The following is a 17,815-nucleotide window of genomic DNA, read 5'->3' as shown; positions in this document are numbered from 1 at the left end:
GTGCTCCCATCGGCATGTCAGGGGCTGGTCAGGCGGTAGCCGTACCTGCTCATGAGCGGTAGCGCGGCGAGGGTGCTCAGCGCGACGCTCGAGGCCGGCAGGGCGGTGCGCCAGGCGTCGTCGGGCCTGATGGCCACGGGCCCGGTGCGCAACCGGTCGGGATTGCCGGTCACGGTGTGGTTGACGCCGAGCCGGACGGTGTTCCCGTCGATCACCGGGCCGGGCAGCGGGAGACCCGCCCACGCCATGACCTGGCCGATCGTCTCGGCGGGCCGCGCGGCGAAGTCCTCGTACCTGACTCTGAGGCACCTGCCGGGATAGGCGCGGGCGATCCACTCCGACGCCGCGTTGAAGCCGGTCCAGTACGCGCTGCTGCGCAGGGGGCTCATGGCCGGGATGTAGCCCTTGGCGCGGTGCCAGGAGTAGGCGGTCGCCCTGGGGTCGCGCACCATGTGCAGCACCTGGGGTCGCAGGTCGGGCAGGCCCATGAGGTGGGCCGCCTCGGCGGGGAACTTGGAGGTGTCGACGATCACCTCGGCGTTCAGCGCCGCGCCGATCGCGGTGTAGAGGCGCCGCTTGACCTCGCTGATCCGCCGCACGTCGCGCGGTGGCCGGGCCAGGCCCCGGGCCTCGCGCAGCCGCTCCTGGGTGAAGCGGGTGCGCAGGCAGGCGTTGTGCAGGCCGATCATCTCCGTCGCGAGGGCGTGACCGTCCAGCTCGCCCAGCACCTGCCGCCACACGTCGCAGTCCTGCAGGTCCTTGCCGCAGCCGCAGGTGCTGTTGGTGCCGGTGCCGAGCACGCCGTTGGACCACAGGTAGTTGAGCTCGCCGACGTGCGCGACGCCCGGCAGTTCGTTGAGCAGGTTGCCGAGCAGCGTGCTGCCCGATCTGCACCAGCCCGTGACGTAGAGCACCCGCGGCGTTGCGGGCGTCATCGGCTCGCGGTCCGTCCGGCGACGGCGCTCTCACCGCTTGGCTTTGTGACGGCCGGCTTTGTGGCGGGTGCTCTTCCGGCGGCGGCCTTTCTGACGGCGGTCACCAGGCGGTCGCAGTCGGCCAGGTCCAGGTTCGCCGAGAGCGGGATGTCGATCGCCTCGCTGACATAGCGCGCCGACGTCGGGAAGAGGCTCCGCGCGGCCTCCGCGTTGTCGCCGAGCAGGAAACGCCAGTTCCAGAAGGCACGTACGTTGACGTCGTCCCGGTCGCCGAGCGCGCGGGCGTCGACCCCCTCGGCCGCGACCGCCCTGGCGAACGCGACGCACTCCCGCGGCGTGGCCCCCGGCAGCCGGAAGACCAGCGCCTCGCCGAGGTAGGCGCCGGGCGCCACCGGCTGCCGCAGCGCGATCCCGTCGAGGTCCGCCAGCCGCTCGGCCACGTAGTCGTAGTTGCGGCGATGGGCGGCCAGCCGGTCGGGCAGCCGCTGGAGCAGGGCTCCGGCCAGCGCCGCCCGGATCTCGTCCATGCGGAAGCTGAAGATGGGAAACGCCCGGTCGTCGACGTCCGGGACCTTGCCGGGGAAGTGGCGGGCCATCCGGCCTTCGTAGGCGCCGCTGTAGACGACCGCGCGGGCGTACGCCTCGGGGTCGTCCGTGAGCAGGAAGCCGCCTTCGCCGGTGTTGAGCGACTTGTCGGACTGGGTGCTGAAGGCGCCGAAGTGGCCGAACGTACCCAGGTAGCGACCGTCGAGCCGCGCGCCGAGGGCGGGCACCGCGTCCTCGACCACCAAGGCGCCATACTCCTCCGCCAGTCGGCATATTTCCGGCATGTCGCTGGCGAAGCCGCGCATGTGCACCACGACGACCGCCTTGGCGCCCTCGTCGAACACCCGGCGCAGGTCGCGCACGTCCAGGTGCAGGTTCTCGTCGCACTCCACGAGCACCGGCCGGTGCCCGGCGAGCAGGATCGCGCTCGGCGTGGCCGCGAAGGTGAACGCGGGGCAGGCGATCGGCGAGCCGGCGGGCAGCTGGAGCGCGAGCAGGCTCAGGGTGATCGCGGTGGTGCCGCTGGCGCAGGCCAGCGCGTGCCCGGCGCCGAACACCTCGCACAGCCGCCGTTCGAAGAGCCCGGTAAATGTCTCCTCGTGCGGCCGGAAATCGTAACGGAAGAACAACCGGGCGCGCAGCGCCTCGATCGCCGCGGCGATGTCCTCCGGGCTGAGGAAGACATCACCCTTGTCATAAGTGGGCCAGGTGGTCAGGGGTGGATTCACCGGTCCCTCGAATCTGTTGGTGCAAATAACGTGAGCTATTTGGCCGGGTAGTGAATTACGCGCTGGACCTAAGAGCCGACTATCGCGGCAAGTCCCCGGAAAGGCAACCCCCCTCGCGTGTGTCACAAATGCGTGATAAGCCGTCGAAGAACCTAGGCCCGAGAAAGGAACGAGCTCGTGACGGTCTCCGCACTGAACGCCGCGTGTCCCGATCGGGTGGTCGGCCCCGGCCACCCCGCTTATGACGAGTTGCGGCTGCTGTTCAACGGCATGCACGATCTGCGGCCGCGGCTGATCTGCCTGCCGCGTGACGTCGCGGAGCTGCGGGCGGTGATCCGTACCGCCCGCGAGGCCGGGCTGGTCACGGCGGTGCGCGGCGGCGGGCACAACGTCGCCGGGTACGCCTCCGTCGAGGACGGGCTGGTCATCGACCTGCGGCTGATGAGCTCGGTGACGGTCGATCCGGGCGAGCGCACCGCTACGGTCGGCGGCGGCGCCACCTGGAGCCAGGTGGACCTGGCGACCACCGCGTACGGGCTGGCCACCACGGGCGGCACCTTCGACACCACCGGCGTCGGCGGCCTGACCCTGGGCGGCGGCCTCGGACACCTGATGGGAAGATACGGCCTGACCTGCGACAACGTGCTCTCCTACCAGCTCGTCACGGCCGCCGGGGAGGTGGTCGAGGTGGACGCGGAGCGCGATCCCGAGCTCGACTGGGCGCTGCGCGGCGCGGGCCACAACTTCGGCGTGGTGACGGAGTTCCGCTTCCGTACGCACCCGGTGGGCCTGCTGTACGGCGGCTGCGTGGCCTACCCGCGGGCCGAGCTCGGCCGGGTCGTGCGCCTGTTCCGCGACCTCATGCTCGACGCGCCCGACGAGCTCAACTGCACGCTGTTCCTGAAGAGGTACGGTCCCACGCACGTTCCGGCGGGGGTGATCTGCGTGGCCTACAGCGGCGACGACGAGGGCTACCGGGCGGCGCTGGAGAAGCGGCTGCGCGGGCCGGCGATCCTCGACTGGCAGCTCATGCCCAGGTCGTACCTGTCGCTGCAGGCCGCGCTCGGCCGCCTGGCGTTCGGATTCAGGCACTACTGGAGCGCCCGCTTCGCCGACGCCCTGCCGGACGCGCTGGCCGGCGCGCTGGTCGAGCGGTTCCTGGCCGGCCGCTGGCTGGGGCCCTTCAGGGACGGGATCCTCGTCGAGGCGCTGCACGGCGCGGTGCGGCGGGTGCCCGCCGAGGCCACGGCCGTGCCCTTCCGCGGCGCCGCCTTCAACGTCACGGGCACGGCGATCTGGACCGACCCGGCCGCCGACGAGGAGCGGATCGCCTGGGCGCGGTCCGTCTCGGCCACCGCCGAGCCGTACAGCCGCTGGGGCGACGGCTACATCAACTATGCGTCCACCGGCGACCGGGTCAGGAAGACCTTCGGCGAGGCGGCCTTCGACCGGCTGACCTCGGTGAAACGGCGGCTGGACCCGGACAACTTCTTCCGCGGCAACTACAACGTCGCGCCCTCGGCCGTCCGCTGAGCCGCGTCCACCGGCTTCAACGATGCGTCGCCCCCGTGGTCATCACCAGGTGGACGCCGTCCAGGGCGGCATGACCTTCACTGGTGGGACCCGAGTCCTTCACCGCCAAGGAGTTCTCGTGATCGTCCTCGGATACAACGGGTTCGGTAAGGTCGCCGAACTCTTCGCGCGTTATTACGGGTCGACGGGAATCGACCGCCACATGCTCTACGGACATGATTCCTCGGCGGCCCTCATGGTGGACGGGGAATTGGTCGCGGCCGTCGAGGAGGAGCGGCTCAATCGCGAGAAGAAGACCGCCCGGTTTCCGGCCCAGGCCATCGCATGGGTTTTAAGGGAGGCCGGGAAAACGTACGACGAGGTTGATGTCTTCGCGCATTCATGGCGTTTCTCCCAGGACGTCATGAACAACATGATCGCCGAGATCGTGGACGCCGACGCGCCGGTGGACAAGAAATTCGCCAGGCTGCGGCGGCTCGACGACACCTATACCAGGATATTCAGCCAGGAGGCCATTCTCGCCGACTTCCACGAGCACACGGGCCACCCGCTGGCCGCCGAGAAGCTGGTCACGGTGCCGCATCACCTCGCCCACCTGATGACGGGATACCACCTGTCGGGGGGCGGGGAGGCGGCCTTCGTGGTCAGCGACGGCCGGGCGGAGTGGCTGTCGGCGATCCTCGGCGAGGTACGCGACGGCAAGGTGCGCCTGTTCGACGACGCGACCGTGGACGGGGACAACTCGCTGGCCCTGCTGTTCGCGGTGCTGACCAGGTATCTCGGCTTCGTGCCCAACAACGACGAGTACAAGGTCATGGGGCTGGCCGGCCATGGCCCGCCGCCGGAGCCCAATCCGCTGCTCAAGCATGTGGTGGCGCTGACGGACAACGGCCGCTACACCATCCCGTACGCGCCGCGGGCCGTACGCGCCTATTACGCGCTGTTCGACCGGATCTTCGACACCGACCCGGACGGCCGGGAGGACTTCGACGTGCGGGTCCGGGTCGCCGGCGCCGCCCAGGAGATGGTCGAGGCGGTGACGGCCCACCAGCTGCGCGCGCTGGAGGAGCGCAGCGCGCTCCCCAGGCTGCTGTTCGAGGGCGGCCTGGCGCTGAACTGCGTCAACAACACCAAGCTGCTCGAAGGGTCCAGGTTCGCCGAGATGGACGTGAGTTTCGGCGCCAGCGACCCGGGGGTGGCCATCGGCGCCGCCTTCTACGCCAGTCAGGAGGCGGGCGACAAGCCGCGGGTCTCCGGCTCGCCGTACCTGGGGCCCGCCTACGGCGACGACGAGATCCGCGCCACGCTCGACGCCCACGCGGGGCGCGTCGAATGGCGTGAGCTGGCACCCGGCGACGTGGCGCGGGAGACGGCCGCGCTGCTGCGGGAGAAGTGCGTGCTCGGCTGGTTCCAGGGCCGGACCGAATACGGGCCGCGCGCGCTGGGCAACCGGAGCATTCTGGCCAATCCCCGGTTCGGCGATATCAAGGACATCATCAACGACCGGATCAAGCATCGGGAGCCGTTCCGGCCGTTCGCGCCCGTCGTCCTGGAGGACGTGGCCCCCGAGGTGTTCGAGATGGGAAAGAAGCGGGCCTCGCCGTACATGACGTTCGTCTTCCCCGTACGGCCCGGCTACCGCGACCTGATTCCCGGAGCCACGCACGTGGACGGCACGTCCAGGATTCAGACGATTCGCGAGGAGGACAACCCGCTGCTGGCGGAGTTGCTCCGCGCCTTCACCGAGCTGACGGGGGTGCCCTGTCTCATCAACACCTCGTTCAACGTGGCCGGCGAGCCCATCGTGTGCTCTCCGGCCGACGCCATGGACTGCTTCCTGAAGACCGAGATGGATTACCTCGTGCTCGGACGGTTTGTAGCCACCAAATCAGCTCAGCGTTGACAACCATTTCAACGGAGGGACGGGTATGTCTCCTGGCGAGGAGTTCGCGTGGGCGGTGGCGGGCTCGCGGAACGGCGGCGACGTCGAGGTGCCGTACCGGCTGGCGCTGACCGAGGCGTTCCCGCTGTTCAAGACTCGGCCGCGCTACACGGTCCGGCACCTGCTGAAGAGCGCGAAGGTCGGCGACGGGCAGGTGCCCTACGTCCATGAGGCGCCACCGCCCGAGCTGGCGCCGTCGGGGACGTCGTACGCCGAGACGCCCGAGTCCGTCTTCGCCGCCAGCGTCCGCGTGGCCGGCCTGACCGAGGTCAAGGTCGGGGTGCCCGTGCCCAAGGGCGTGCTCGACGAGCCCGGCCTGCTCGCCGCCTTCGTGGACTACCGCGTGCTCGTACGGCTGTCCACGGTCGAGAACCAGATCCTGCTGCACGGCTCGGGCGACGGCGCGATCGACGGGCTGCTGCACCTGGCGGACTCGCGCCACGCGTCGTTCGACGGCGATCCCGAGGACGTGCTGACGGCGGCGGCGGCCGAGGTCGAGGAGACCGGCGGCTCGTGCGACGGCATCGTCACCCACCCCGGCCTGTACTGGAAGCTGGTCCGGGACGGGGCGCTCGACCGGCTGGCGACGGCCGGGATCCGCGTCTCGCGCACCCGCATGATCGGCGCGGGGGACGCGCTGCTCGGCGACTTCCGCGCGGCCGTGACACTGCTCGACCCCGCGCAGTCCACGCTGCGGCTGCGCCGGGACACCGAGGTCATCGAGGCGAGCACCCGCATCGGCCTGGCCGTACATCTGCCGCAGCACTTCCTGCTGCTCTCCTGAGAGGTGTCTGGTCATGGACCTTGGGTTGAACGGACGTGTCGCGCTCGTGGCGGCGGCCAGCAGCGGGCTCGGGCTCGCCGTGGCCCGCACGCTGGCGGCCGAGGGCGCGCACGTGTCCATCTGCGCGCGCGAGCCCGACCGGCTGGCGCGGGCGCACGCCGAGATCGACGCCGCGGGTCCGGGACGGGTGCTCAGCACCAGCGTGGACGTGCGCGACGAGGCGGCCGTGGCCAAGTGGGTGGGGCGCACCGCCGACGAGTTCGGCTCGCTGCACATCGTGGTCAGCAGCTCGGGCGGGGTCCCGCACGGGTCGCTGGAGGAGTTCGACGTGCCCGTGTACCGGCGGGCGCTGGAGGACAACACGATCCCGCACGTGAGCGTCGTCCTGGCCGCCGTGCCGCACCTGGACACCGGCTGGGGCAGGGTGCTGATGCTCACCTCCGAGGCGGTACGCCAGCCGCTGCCCCTGACCGGCCTGTCGGCCGTCGCCCGGCTGGGCGTGCTGGGCTTCGCCAAGGGACTCGTACCGAGCCTCGGCCCGCGCGGCATCACCGTGAACGTCCTCGCCCAGGGCTTCCACCGCACACCCGCGCTGGACCACCAGTTCGGCGACGAGGCGGACGCGGCGCTGGCACGGGTGGCCGATGGCCTGCCGATGCGCAGGATCGGGCGACCCGGCGACTTCGGGGCGATCGCCGCGTTCCTGGCCAGTGAGCACACCTCCTTCATCACGGGCGTGGTGCTGCTGGTGGACGGCGGCAACACCCGCGGGCTGTGAGTGGCACTCGTGGTGGACGGCGGCTTATGAGCGGTCCTGCTGATGAACGGCGGCGGCGCTCGCGGGCTGTGACCCCCTGGGCGCGGACGTTCGCCGGGCTGGTGGCGGCGCTGTTCGTCACGTTCACGGCGTTCGGCGCGGCGGTGCCGGTGATCCCGCGGCTGGTGACCGAGGAACTGGGCGGCACGCCGTTCGCCGTCGGCGCGGCCTTCACCGCGACCGCGGCGGTGACACTGGCACTGCGCCCCTACGGCGGCCAGCTCGCGCAGCGCTTCGGCGGTCGCCGGCTGATGCTGGCCGGCTCGGCGCTGGCCGCCGTCGTCGGCGCCCTGTACGCGCTCCCGTGGGGCCTGCCCGGCCTCATCACCACCCGACTGGTCATGGGCATCGCCGAGGCGCTGCTCTTCACGGCGGGCTCGGTGTGGACGGTCCAGCTCGCGCCCGAGAACCGCCGGGGACAGATCGTCGGCTGGTACGGCCTGGCGATGTGGGGCGGCTTCATGGCCGGTCCCGCCCTGGGCGAGTCGCTGTACCGTCTCGGCTCCTACCCCGCGGTGTGGGCCGCCGCCGTGGTCCTGCCGCTCGTCGCCGTCGCGGTGCTGAGCCTGCTGCCGTCCGGCGGGCGGCTGCCGGTCGTGTCGCGCAAGCTCATCCCGGGCGCGGCGGTGCTGCCGGGGCTGGCGCTGGGCATGGGGGCGTTCGGGTACGGCGTGCTGGTGGGCTTCGGCGCGCTGGCCCTGTCTTCCAGAGGGATCGCCAACGGGCCCGTACTGCTCAGCGTGTTCAGCGCCGCGTACATCGCGACCCGGCTCGTGGCCGGCCGCCTCCCGGACCGGCTCGGCCCGATGCCGGTGATCGTCGCGTCGAGCCTCGCGGAGGCCGCCGGCCTGGCCATGATCGGGTTCGCGCCCGGCTGGTGGGTGGCGGCGGCGGGGGCGGTGCTGTCGGGGGCCGGGTTCACCCTGCTCTACCCGTCACTCGCGATGATCACGATCAGCCGGGCGCCGGAGGCGGAGCGGGGGGCCGCGCTGGGGGCGCTGAGCTCGCTGTACGACATCTTCTTCGGGGTCGCGGGGCTGGTCGGCGGGGTGATCGCGGACATCAGCTACCCGGGGGCGTTCGCGCTGGCGGCGGCCGTCGTACTCGGCTCACTCGCCCTCGGCCCACTGGCGACACGCCAGATCCCTGCCCGGCAGGCCGGAGCGACGGAGGGCGAAGGAGACCAACGGTCGTCAGGTTGACATGAGGCCGGAGCGGTAGGCGAAGGAGACCAGCTGGGCCCGGTCCTTGGCCTTCAGCTTCGCGCGGAGCCGGTGCAAATGGGTGCGTACCGTACTGACCCCGATGTACAACTCTCCCGCCACCTCCTCGGTCGACCGCCCCTGCGCGACCAGGAGCAGGACCTGCTGCTCGCGCGGCGTCAACCCGGCCAGCGTGGGCTGCTCCAGCTCGGCGGGAGGAGGCTCCCGCTGCCTGAACCAGTCGACCAGCCGCTGCGTCACGACGGGCGACAGCATGGTCTGCCCTCGGCCCGCCGCTCTGATGACGGCGACGACCTCGTCCTGCGTGGAATCCTGGGTCAGCAGCCCGTTGGCGCCCGCGCGCAACACCTCGGTGACGGTCTGATCGGTATGGTCGACGGTGAACACGACCACCCGGGGCTCGGGGTCCAGCTTCTCGGCCCGTAATCGCTGGATCAGCTCCAGCCCGGACAGCCCGCCGAGAGTCAGCCCGGTGACCACCACCTCGGGATGATGCTTGCGGGCGAGCATGATCGCATGGACTCCGCTGTCGGTGGTCTCGATCACGTTGACGTCGTCCCGGGAGGCCAGGATCGACAGTAGACCAAACCGTGTGATCGCGTATTTATCACAGATAATCACTCTTAGTGACGCACCGCACATGCGAACTCTTTTCCGTGATTTGTGGGCAGCATGTCACATCTGTTCGGTTATGCCGGGGTACTACACGCGAAATCAGGGATTTCTAGGGGGTGCAGCACCTTGACATTTGATCCGACTTGGAGCTGGACAAGTGGGTAATTCGCCGTGGTGCATGTGACAGGCGGGTCGGCGGTGGTCACTCTCCGCTTCCAGGGCTTGTCCCGTCGCCCGCTCGATGTCCGCGTGATCGCCCCCGCCGTCCCGCCGCGCTGCTGCTCAACGCCACGGCCGCCGGATAACCCTGGCGTGGCCGCGCGGATCCGGGAACCGCTCACGGTGGCTCCCCGCGAGGAAGCTGTGGAAGCCGCGGGGCGAAAAGGCGCTGTGCTCTGCAGATGGCGCTTTAGCTGTCGTCCTATCGAATCCGAGGACCCAGCGGGAATTCTTGATGATCACCGCTTAAGCCGATAATCCAGCTCTTTGCCCTAGGTGCCGTTGGAGCGGGATGACCTACTGGTTCGAGAGCAAGAACAGCGTGTAGGCCGCCAGTGTCGCGGCGTCCGTGATCCCGCCGTCGCGGATCATGGCCTCGAAGTCCGCGCGCTTGAACCACCGATGCAGCAGGTCCTGCTCCTCGACCTCCAGCTCGTTGGGCCCCGGCTCCAGCCCCGTGGCCACGAACACGTCGAAGCCCTGTGACGACATGCCCTTGGCGCAGCTCAGCCGCCCCAGGTGCCGCATGTCCGCCGCCGTCAGGCCGGTCTCCTGGCGTAGCTCCTCGCGTGCCAGGTGCTCGGGGTCGCCGGTCCGCATCTGCGGGAACGTGCCCTGCGGGAACTCCCACGACCGGGCGCGTATCGGGTAGCGGTACTGCTCCACCAGGTGCAGCCCATCGTTCTCGACCGGGATGACCAGCGCGTAGTCGGGCTTCTCGATGTAGGAGTAGATGCCTTCGGAACCGTCGAGGCGGCGGATGCGGTCCTCGCGCATACGCAGGTACGGGCTCTCGTACACGATCTCGGTCGAGAGTCGCCTGATGGGATGCTCGCTGTCCGGTCGTACGTCCATGGCTCCTACTCGGTCCGCGTGGTGAAGTGTGTCCATGGCTTCTACTCGGTCCGCGCGGTGAAGTCGGCGAAGTCGAATCCCGGCGAGACGACGCAGCTGACCAGAACCTCCTCGCCGCCCGCGGGCCTGGCCGACTGCCACACGCCGCCCGGCACCACGGCCTGGGGCACCTGGCCGTCTTCAACCAGCGGGCCCAGGATGACGGTCTCGTCGCCGATCGTCAGATCCAGCGGACCGCCCCGATGCCACAGCCACACCTCGTCGGACCGGACCACGTGCGGCACCGACTCCTCGCCTGGACCCAGCAGGAAGTAGATGCCGGTGGCGGACGAACGGGCCCCGGGGTAGCCGGCGGGCAGGAAGGTGACGGGCGCCCGCCAGGTCTCACGGAACCAGCCACCCTCGGGGTGGGGCAGCAGGTCCAGGGCGCGGGCGATGGGCGGGCGGTCCTCGAACGCGATCGCCGCGCCGGTGACGTCACGGCGCAGGAAGCGGGTGCCGTCGAGGACCAACTGGCCGTCCAGCCCACTGGCCAGGGCCTCAGCCTCGTCGGCGACCTGGACGGACAGGCCGCTGGGATAGATCGTCAGCTCCACGTGGTGATCCTACGTGCTGGGCTTTGCGGCGGCGGTGAGGTCGCCGCCGGACCGCCGCTTGGTGGCGAACGGATCGCCCGAGTGCCGGTGCGCTTTTTCGCTGATGTGCGTTTGTGCTGAGGTGCAGAGCGGATCGTCCTACCGGGAGGCGGGGTGTGGGGTGGGTCGTTCATCCCTGGCAGGAGCGCGATGGAGCTGACAGGAGTGCGACCGAGCGACGGACAGGAGCGGGGTGGACTTCGACGGACAGGAGTGGGTGGAGCGACGTCGTCTCACCCTGACCAGTTGCCGTGTGGATCTTCTAGATGGATCGGTCGGAGCGGCGGTAATTGTCGGTCGAGCTGGCTAGTCTGCGGCAAGTGATCGAACGGTGGAGCCGTGATCAGGTGCTCGCTCTCGCCCCCGACGCCTCGTCCCAGAAGGCGGCGCAGGGCGTGGCGACGCCTGGCAAATGGAGTTTGCGCGGCACGACTGACGACGTGCTGTTCGGTGAGTGCAAGGGGAGCGGGGCCACGCCGTACATGGCGTGCGTCGATCTCTCCGAGCCCGCATATCGGTGCAGTTGCCCCAGCCGGAAGTTCCCGTGCAAGCACGCGCTCGGGCTGCTGCTCATGTGGTCGGCAGACGGGGTTCCCGCCGCCGATTCGCTGCCGCCGTGGGCGGCGGAGTGGGTCGCTATGCGTACGGAACGCGCCGCCAAGGCGGCGGCCAAGCTCGAGGCCGCCCGCGCCCGTGCCACCGCGGAAACCGAGAGCGACCCGGAACCGGCCCACTGGCCCGGAACGGATCCGACGCCGAACGCCGAGTCGGGTGCCGACCCAAGCACAGCGTCTGATCCGGCCACAGGCTCGGACGGCGGATCGGGCGCGGCGGCCGGCGGTGGTTCCGGTCTGGGTTCTGGGGCGTCGTCCACTGGTAGGCCGGGTGGTGGGCGGGGTGCGGGGGTCGAGTCCGTTCGGCATGCGCGGGTGAATGCCGGACTGGCCGAGCTCGAACGGTGGCTGGCCGACCAGGTGCGGCAGGGCCTGGCGGGGACCGACGCTGACGAATGGGACGACCTGGCCAAGCGCCTCGTCGACGCCCAGGCGCCGGGTGTCGCCAACGCGCTCTCCCGGTTGCGGGAGGTGCGCATGGCCGACGACTGGCCGAGTCGGCTGCTGGCCGAATACTCGCTGATCAACCTGCTGGCGGTCGCCTACCGGCGGCGGGCCGAGCTGCCGGGGCCGTTGCGCCAGACCGTCCTGATCCGCGCGGGCTTCCCCGTCGCGCGGGAGGACGTGCTGGTTCGGCCGGTCGTGCGCGACCGGTGGCACGTGGTGGGCAGGCGCGACGAGGAACACGACCGGCTGACCGCCCGCCGGGTCTGGCTCCGGGGCCACGACACGGGCCGGGCGGCGCTGATTCTGTCCTTCGCGGCCTCCGGTCAGCCGCTCGACGCCTCGCTGGTCACCGGCACCACGATCGACGCCGACGTCGCCTTCTACCCCGGCGCCGCACCCCTCCGCGCCCTGGTCGCCACCCGCCACGCCACCCCTCGAAGCCTTCCCACCGACCGGACTACCTTCGCCGGCCAGGGCGACAGCTCCAACCGGAGCGCCCCCGACGTTCGAGCAGGCCTCGGTGGCCGGGCGGATCTCGCCGGTGGGGCGGATCTCGGTGGCCGGGCGGATCTCGACGACCGGGCGGACCTCGGCGGTCGAAGTGATCTCGCTGGCCGGGGGGATCTCGGCGGCCGGGTTCCGCCCGGAACGTCGCCGGAGGAGGCGCTCGGCGAGATCGCCGCCGCCGTGGCCGCCGACCCGTGGACCGACTCCTGGCCGGTCGTGCTGGCGGGAGTGGTTCTCGGGCGCACCTCTGTGGGTGGGTTTCCGCTGCACCCGGGGTCACGTGACCCGTGGCGGCTGATCGCCGTCTCCGGCGGCCGGCCGGTGACCGTGGCCGCCGAGTGGACCCCGCTGGGCCTGCGCCCGCTGACGACCTGGGCTGACGACGGAACGGCGGTGATCCTGTGACCTGGGACGACCTGGCATCGACGGCACTGGTCGGCACCGACCGCAGACCGTACGAGGGAGACCTGCTGGAAAGCGCCGCCGTAGAAGTGGTGCGCCGTCGCGCCGGCCAGCAACTCATCGAGACGACCAAGGCAAAGACGACCAAGGCCGACAGGACCGAGGGTCAGGCCGCTGAGGGCGAGACGACCGATGGCCAAACGGCAGCGGGCGAAGCGACGGCTGGCGACGAGACCGAGAGTCAAACAGCTGAGGGCGAGAGGGCCGGGGGCGACGGGACCGAGGGCCGGACGACAGCGGGCCAGATGGCCGAGGGCGAGGCGGCAGCGGGTCAGGTGGTAGCGGGTGGGGCCACCGAGCAGGGGTGGGCGAAAGATGAGGAGTTGCCCGCCGTGACCGCCCGAGCCGCCGAGCGCCTGGCCAGGATCCTGGGCGGCGAGTACGACCGTCTGCTGCCCGAATGGCTGGCCGCCGCCTCAACCGCAGGCCGCAGGGTGCCCCCGTACGTCCTGCCCGAGCTCCTCGACCGCGGCCGACGCGACCACTCCATCAGAGCGAATCTCGGCCTGGTCGCCGGGCAGCGTGGCAGGTGGCTGGCCGCCTTGAACCCGGACTGGGCGTACCTGCTCGAAGAGCCGACCGGCGAGACGTGGGAGCTGGGCAGTCCGGCCGACCGCCGCGCGTACCTGAGTCACCTCCGAAGGCACGAGCCCAAGCAGGCCCGGGAGCTGCTGGAGACGGGCTGGGAGCGCGAAGGGCCGGACGACCGGGCGGCGTTCGTCGAGGTGCTGGCGGACGGCCTGTCGATGGACGACGAGCCGTTCCTGGAGCAGGCCCTCGACGACCGCAGGCGCGAGGTACGCCAGCAGGCCGCCAACCTCCTCACCCGCCTGCCCGAGTCGCGCCTGGCCCAGCGCATGGCCGTACGCGCGCGAAGCTGCCTGACCGTCACCAGAGGCACGATCATCGTCGAGGCGCCCGCAGCGTGCGACAAGGCGATGGAGCGCGACGGCATCAGGGCCAAGCCCCCGAGAGGCACCGGTGAGCGGGCCTGGTGGCTCCAGCAGGTCGTCGCCCGCGCGCCCCTCGGGCTCTGGGGCAGCCCCGCCAAGCTGCTCAAGATGAAGATCCCCGACTGGGACGGCGAGGTGAAGACGGCCTGGGTGCGCGCGGCCGTGTTGCAGCGGGATCCGGAGTGGGCGCGGGCGATGTTCGCGTGGGATCCGATCGCGGACCTGCTGGAGGCGCTGGGGCCGGACGAGCAGCAACAGCTTGCCGCCGATTTCGTGAAAAAGCATGACTTGGACAGCCAATTGATCATGGTGCTGGGCGGCGTGTCCTCGCACTGGCGGGAGAAGCTGGCGACGGCCGTTCTCCGCAAGATCACCAAGGTGGCCACCACCCAGCCGTGGAACCTCGGCGAGCTGATCAAACTGGCCGGCGAGCACATCGACCCGGCGCTCGCCGAGCTGGCCGAGAACTACTCGCCCGTGCCACCCATCCAGCAGGTCGCCGCCCTGCTGCGCTTCCGTGCCGACCTGATGAAGGAGCTCTCATGACCGTTCTGCGCCCGCATGCGGAAGATCAGTACGCCGAGGAGCTGGCCGTGCTCGCCAAGGACGACGACCGGACCAGGCCGCCTGGCTGGAAGCTGTCCCCGTGGGCCGTGACCACGTACATCCTTGGCGACGGCCGGCAGATCACCCCGAAATACGTGGGCGCCCGCCGCATCGTCGAGGTCGCCGTCGCCACCCTGGCCACCGACCGCGCGCTGCTGCTGCTCGGTGTGCCCGGCACGGCCAAGACCTGGCTGTCCGAACACCTGGCCGCCGCGATCAGCGGCGACTCGACCCTTTTGGTGCAGGGTACGGCCGGGACGGCAGAAGAGGCCATCCGCTACGGCTGGAACTACGCGCGGCTGCTGGCCGAAGGCCCGTCCATCGAGGCGATGACCCCGTCACCCGTCATGCGGGCCATGGCCGAGGGCCGGATCGCCCGCGTCGAGGAGCTCACGCGCATGCCCTCCGACGTACAGGACGCCCTGATCACCGTCCTGTCGGAGAAGACGCTGCCGATCCCCGAGCTCAACCGCGAGGTCCAGGCCGAACGCGGCTTCAACGTCATCGCCACCGCCAACGACCGCGACCGGGGCGTCAACGAGCTGTCCAGCGCCCTGCGCCGTCGCTTCAACACCGTCGTGCTGCCGGTGCCCGCCACCGCCGAAGAGGAGGTGGACATCGTCTCGCGCCGCGTCACCCAGCTCGGCCGCTCGCTGGAGCTGCCCGAGACCAGCACGGGGCTGGCGGAGATCCGCCGCGTGGTGACGGTGTTCCGAGAGCTGCGTACGGGTGTGACGGAGGACGGCCGTACCAAGGTCAAATCACCCAGCGGCACCCTGTCCACGGCCGAGGCCATCTCGGTGCTGACCAGCGGCATCGCCCTCGCGGCCCACTTCGGCGACGGCGTGCTACGGCCCTCCGACGTGGCCGCCGGGATCGTGGGCGCGGTGGTGCAGGAGCCGGTGTCCGACCGGGTGGTGTGGCGCGAATACCTCGAAACGGTCGTCCGCGAGCGCTCCGACTGGCGCGACTTCTACCGCGCCTGCCGCGAGGTCTCATGAGCGTCTCGATCCTCGGCGTCCGGCACCACGGCCCCGGCTCGGCGCGCGCCGTACGCGCGGAGCTCGAACGCCTCCGCCCCGACCTGATCCTCATCGAAGGACCTCCGGAGGCCGACGCGCTGGTCGCGCTCGCGCCCGAGCTGGAACCGCCCGTCGCGCTGCTCGCGCACGTGCCCGGCCAGGCGTCCAGCGCCGCCTTCTGGCCGTTCGCCGAGTTCTCGCCCGAATGGCAGGCCATCCTGTACGGCACGGCGGCCGGCATCCCGGTACGCTTCTGCGACCTCCCGGCAGCCCACAGCCTGGCCGACCCTCCCAGCGCCGACCCTCCCAGCGCCGAAACCCACGACGCCGACCCTCCCGACACCGTCACCCCCGACGCTCACAACCCCGACCCTGAGCCCGGCCCTGAAGCGGATCCCAAGCCTGGGCCCGGCTCCGACCCCGAGCGCTTGCGGGTCGATCCCATCGGCACCCTGGCCGCCGCGGCCGGTTACGACGATCCCGAGCGCTGGTGGGAGGACGTCGTCGAGCACCGGGGCGACACCCCGTTCGAGGTGATCGCCGAGGCCATGGCCGCCGTCCGCGAGGGCCACGAGCCCGACGAACGTGAGGCCCGGCGCGAGGCGTACATGCGCAGAACCATCCGCAACGCCATCAAACACGGCCATGACCGCATCGCGGTGATCTGCGGCGCCTGGCACGTCCCCGCCCTGACCGCCCCGCTGCCCCCGGCCAAGGCCGACGACGCCCTCCTGCGCGGTCTGCCCAGGGTGAAGGCGCAGCTGACGTGGGTGCCGTGGACGTACGGGCGGCTGGCCTCGTGGAGCGGCTATGGGGCGGGCATCTCCTCACCCGGCTGGTACCACCACCTGTTCGCCGCCCCCGACCGGCCCGTGGAGCGGTGGCTGGCCGGAGCGGCGGCGGTGCTCCGCGACGAGGGCCTCGCGGTGTCGTCCGCGCACGTCATCGAGTCCGTACGCCTCGCGCACAGCCTGGCCACCCTGCGCGGACGCCCGCTGGCCGGGCTCGGCGAGGTCACCGAGGCGGCCAGGGCGGTGCTGTGCGAGGGCGACGACCTGGCGGTGGAGCTGATCCAGCGGCGCATGGTCGTCGGCGACCGGCTCGGCCACGTCTCCGACGGCACGCCCATGGTGCCGCTCCAGCGCGACCTGCGTGAGCAGCAGCGACGGCTCAAGCTGAAGCCCGAGGCGCTGGACCGCGCGTTCGGGCTCGACCTGCGCAAGCCGCTCGACCTCGACCGCAGCCACCTGCTGCACCGGTTGCGGCTGCTCGACGTGGAGTGGGGGGTGCTCGGGGAGGCCAGGGGCAAGGGGACGTTCAGGGAGACGTGGACGCTGCAGTGGCGGCCCGAGTTCGACCTGGCGCTCGTTGAGGCGGCGGCACTCGGCATCACGGTCGCCTCGGCCGCCGCCCAGCGGGCCCGCGACCTCGCCTCGGCGGCGTCGGTGACGCTGGCCGACCTGACCGGGCTGGTCGAACGCTGCCTGCTGGCCGACCTGCCGGAGGCGCTGCCCGAGGTCCTGGCCGCCCTCTCGGCCAAGGCCGCGCTCGACACCGACGTCACCCACCTGATGGCCGCGCTGCCCGCGATGGTCCGCGCCCACCGCTACGGCGACGTACGCGGCACCTCGGCCGAGGGCCTGGCGGTGATCGTCCGGTCCATGCTCGACCGCATCTGCGTCGGCCTGCCCGTCGCGGTCACAGGCCTCGACGACGAGGCGGCCGCCGCACTGCTCACCGGTGTCGACGCCGTACACACTGCCGTCGCACTGATGTCAGAGGAGCCGCCCGGCTCGCCGCCGGAGGTCGTCGGGCAGGAGCCGACGCCTCCAGAAAATCCTGCCGGGCAGGAGCCGACGGCGACGGTCTCCCGTCAGGCGGCGTCGCCGCGTAGCCGGTGGCTGGTCACGTTGCGTGGGATGAGTGACCGCCCTGACCTGCACGGGCTGATCGAGGGACGACTGACCAGGATCCTGCTCGACGCTGGCGAGCTCGACGACGCCGACGACCGGATGTCGCGGGCGATGTCCCGGGGCCACGCGCCCACCAGGGCCGCCTCATGGGTCGAGGGCTTCCTGGGCGGCGGCGGGCTGCTGCTGGTGCACGACCCGAGACTGCTCGGCCTGGTCGACACCTGGCTGACCGGGCTGGACGGCGAGCAGTTCGTCGACGTGCTGCCGCTGCTCCGCCGTACGTTCGGGAGCTTCGCCGCACCCGAACGCCGGGCGATCGGCGAACGCGTCCGATCGGCGGAGCGGTCGGAACGGGCGGGGGAGCAGGCGGTGGACGAACAGCGAGCGGCGGCGGCCGAGCGGACCGTACTGGCGATCCTGGGGAGAGCGCGGATCAGCGGGGGAGAGCATGGCTGAGCG

14 protein-coding genes are annotated in these 17,815 nt (G+C 71.1%); 9 read left to right on the top strand and 5 right to left on the bottom strand.

The genetic code is table 11. The annotated features are described in order from the left end of the window. Positions 1-17 precede the first annotated feature (17 nt). Together AB0B61_RS26310 and AB0B61_RS26305 are read right to left on the bottom strand one after the other, a co-directional pair. Complete coding sequence (locus AB0B61_RS26310) at positions 18-935, bottom strand: sulfotransferase (RefSeq protein WP_358436772.1); 918 nt, start codon at positions 933-935, stop codon at positions 18-20. Continuing rightward, a complete protein-coding gene (locus tag AB0B61_RS26305) occupies positions 932-2,209 on the bottom strand; it encodes an aminotransferase class I/II-fold pyridoxal phosphate-dependent enzyme (RefSeq protein WP_358436770.1) in 1,278 nt (425 codons plus the stop codon). Before AB0B61_RS26305 ends, AB0B61_RS26310 begins: the two co-directional genes overlap by 4 nt. A 177-nt stretch (positions 2,210-2,386) precedes the next feature. Between AB0B61_RS26305 and AB0B61_RS26300 the strand changes: the two genes are divergently transcribed. The 5 genes from AB0B61_RS26300 to AB0B61_RS26280 all read left to right on the top strand — a co-directional run bounded on the left by AB0B61_RS26300 (position 2,387) and on the right by AB0B61_RS26280 (position 8,487). After that, positions 2,387-3,742: an FAD-binding oxidoreductase gene (locus tag AB0B61_RS26300; protein ID WP_358436768.1), complete on the top strand. Its 1,356-nt coding sequence runs from the start codon at positions 2,387-2,389 to the stop codon at positions 3,740-3,742. Between the two features lie 118 nt (positions 3,743-3,860). Beyond that, complete coding sequence (locus tag AB0B61_RS26295; protein ID WP_358436765.1) at positions 3,861-5,645, top strand: carbamoyltransferase C-terminal domain-containing protein; 1,785 nt, start codon at positions 3,861-3,863, stop codon at positions 5,643-5,645. A gap of 25 nt (positions 5,646-5,670) precedes the next feature. Next, positions 5,671-6,468, top strand: a complete 798-nt coding sequence (locus AB0B61_RS26290) for a family 3 encapsulin nanocompartment shell protein (protein WP_358436762.1) — start codon at positions 5,671-5,673, stop codon at positions 6,466-6,468. A gap of 13 nt (positions 6,469-6,481) precedes the next feature. After that, positions 6,482-7,246: an SDR family oxidoreductase gene (locus tag AB0B61_RS26285; protein WP_358436759.1), complete on the top strand. Its 765-nt coding sequence runs from the start codon at positions 6,482-6,484 to the stop codon at positions 7,244-7,246. 68 nt (positions 7,247-7,314) lie between these two features. Next, on the top strand, positions 7,315-8,487 hold the full coding sequence (locus tag AB0B61_RS26280; protein ID WP_358436756.1) for an MFS transporter: 1,173 nt from the start codon (positions 7,315-7,317) through the stop codon (positions 8,485-8,487). Here the strand turns inward: AB0B61_RS26280 and AB0B61_RS26275 are convergent. The 3 genes from AB0B61_RS26275 to AB0B61_RS26265 form a co-directional block, all read right to left on the bottom strand. Further along, positions 8,479-9,150 carry a response regulator transcription factor gene (locus AB0B61_RS26275; RefSeq protein WP_358436753.1) on the bottom strand — a complete coding sequence of 224 codons (672 nt, stop codon included), beginning with the start codon at positions 9,148-9,150 and terminating at the stop codon, positions 8,479-8,481. The genes AB0B61_RS26280 and AB0B61_RS26275 overlap by 9 nt on opposite strands. Before the next feature lie 489 nt (positions 9,151-9,639). Then, positions 9,640-10,197: an NUDIX hydrolase gene (locus AB0B61_RS26270; RefSeq protein ID WP_358436751.1), complete on the bottom strand. Its 558-nt coding sequence runs from the start codon at positions 10,195-10,197 to the stop codon at positions 9,640-9,642. A 41-nt stretch (positions 10,198-10,238) separates the two neighbouring features. Next, on the bottom strand, positions 10,239-10,793 hold the full coding sequence (locus AB0B61_RS26265; RefSeq protein WP_358436748.1) for a cupin domain-containing protein: 555 nt from the start codon (positions 10,791-10,793) through the stop codon (positions 10,239-10,241). A 359-nt stretch (positions 10,794-11,152) separates the two neighbouring features. Here AB0B61_RS26265 and AB0B61_RS26260 point away from each other — a divergent pair, with 359 nt between their 5' ends. From AB0B61_RS26260 to AB0B61_RS26245, 4 genes are read left to right on the top strand one after another with little or no spacing between them, the layout of a single operon-like run. Continuing rightward, positions 11,153-12,805, top strand: a complete 1,653-nt coding sequence (locus AB0B61_RS26260) for an SWIM zinc finger family protein (protein WP_358436745.1) — start codon at positions 11,153-11,155, stop codon at positions 12,803-12,805. After that, positions 12,802-14,361, top strand: a complete 1,560-nt coding sequence (locus AB0B61_RS26255) for a DUF5691 domain-containing protein (RefSeq protein ID WP_358436742.1) — start codon at positions 12,802-12,804, stop codon at positions 14,359-14,361. The genes AB0B61_RS26260 and AB0B61_RS26255 overlap by 4 nt, the downstream gene beginning before the upstream one ends. Then, positions 14,358-15,422 (top strand): AAA family ATPase, encoded by a 1,065-nt coding sequence (locus AB0B61_RS26250; protein WP_358436740.1) that lies wholly within the window; start codon positions 14,358-14,360, stop codon positions 15,420-15,422. The genes AB0B61_RS26255 and AB0B61_RS26250 overlap by 4 nt, the downstream gene beginning before the upstream one ends. After that, positions 15,419-17,812 carry a DUF5682 family protein gene (locus AB0B61_RS26245; RefSeq protein ID WP_358436737.1) on the top strand — a complete coding sequence of 798 codons (2,394 nt, stop codon included), beginning with the start codon at positions 15,419-15,421 and terminating at the stop codon, positions 17,810-17,812. The genes AB0B61_RS26250 and AB0B61_RS26245 overlap by 4 nt, the downstream gene beginning before the upstream one ends. The last annotated feature ends 3 nt before the right edge of the window (positions 17,813-17,815 follow it).

The sequence above is a fragment of the Nonomuraea sp. NPDC049158 genome, assembly GCF_040648335.1.
In the GTDB taxonomy this organism is placed as follows: domain Bacteria; phylum Actinomycetota; class Actinomycetes; order Streptosporangiales; family Streptosporangiaceae; genus Nonomuraea.
Note: the sequence above shows the minus strand (reverse complement) of the source record. Positions and strands in the feature narration are given on the sequence as shown.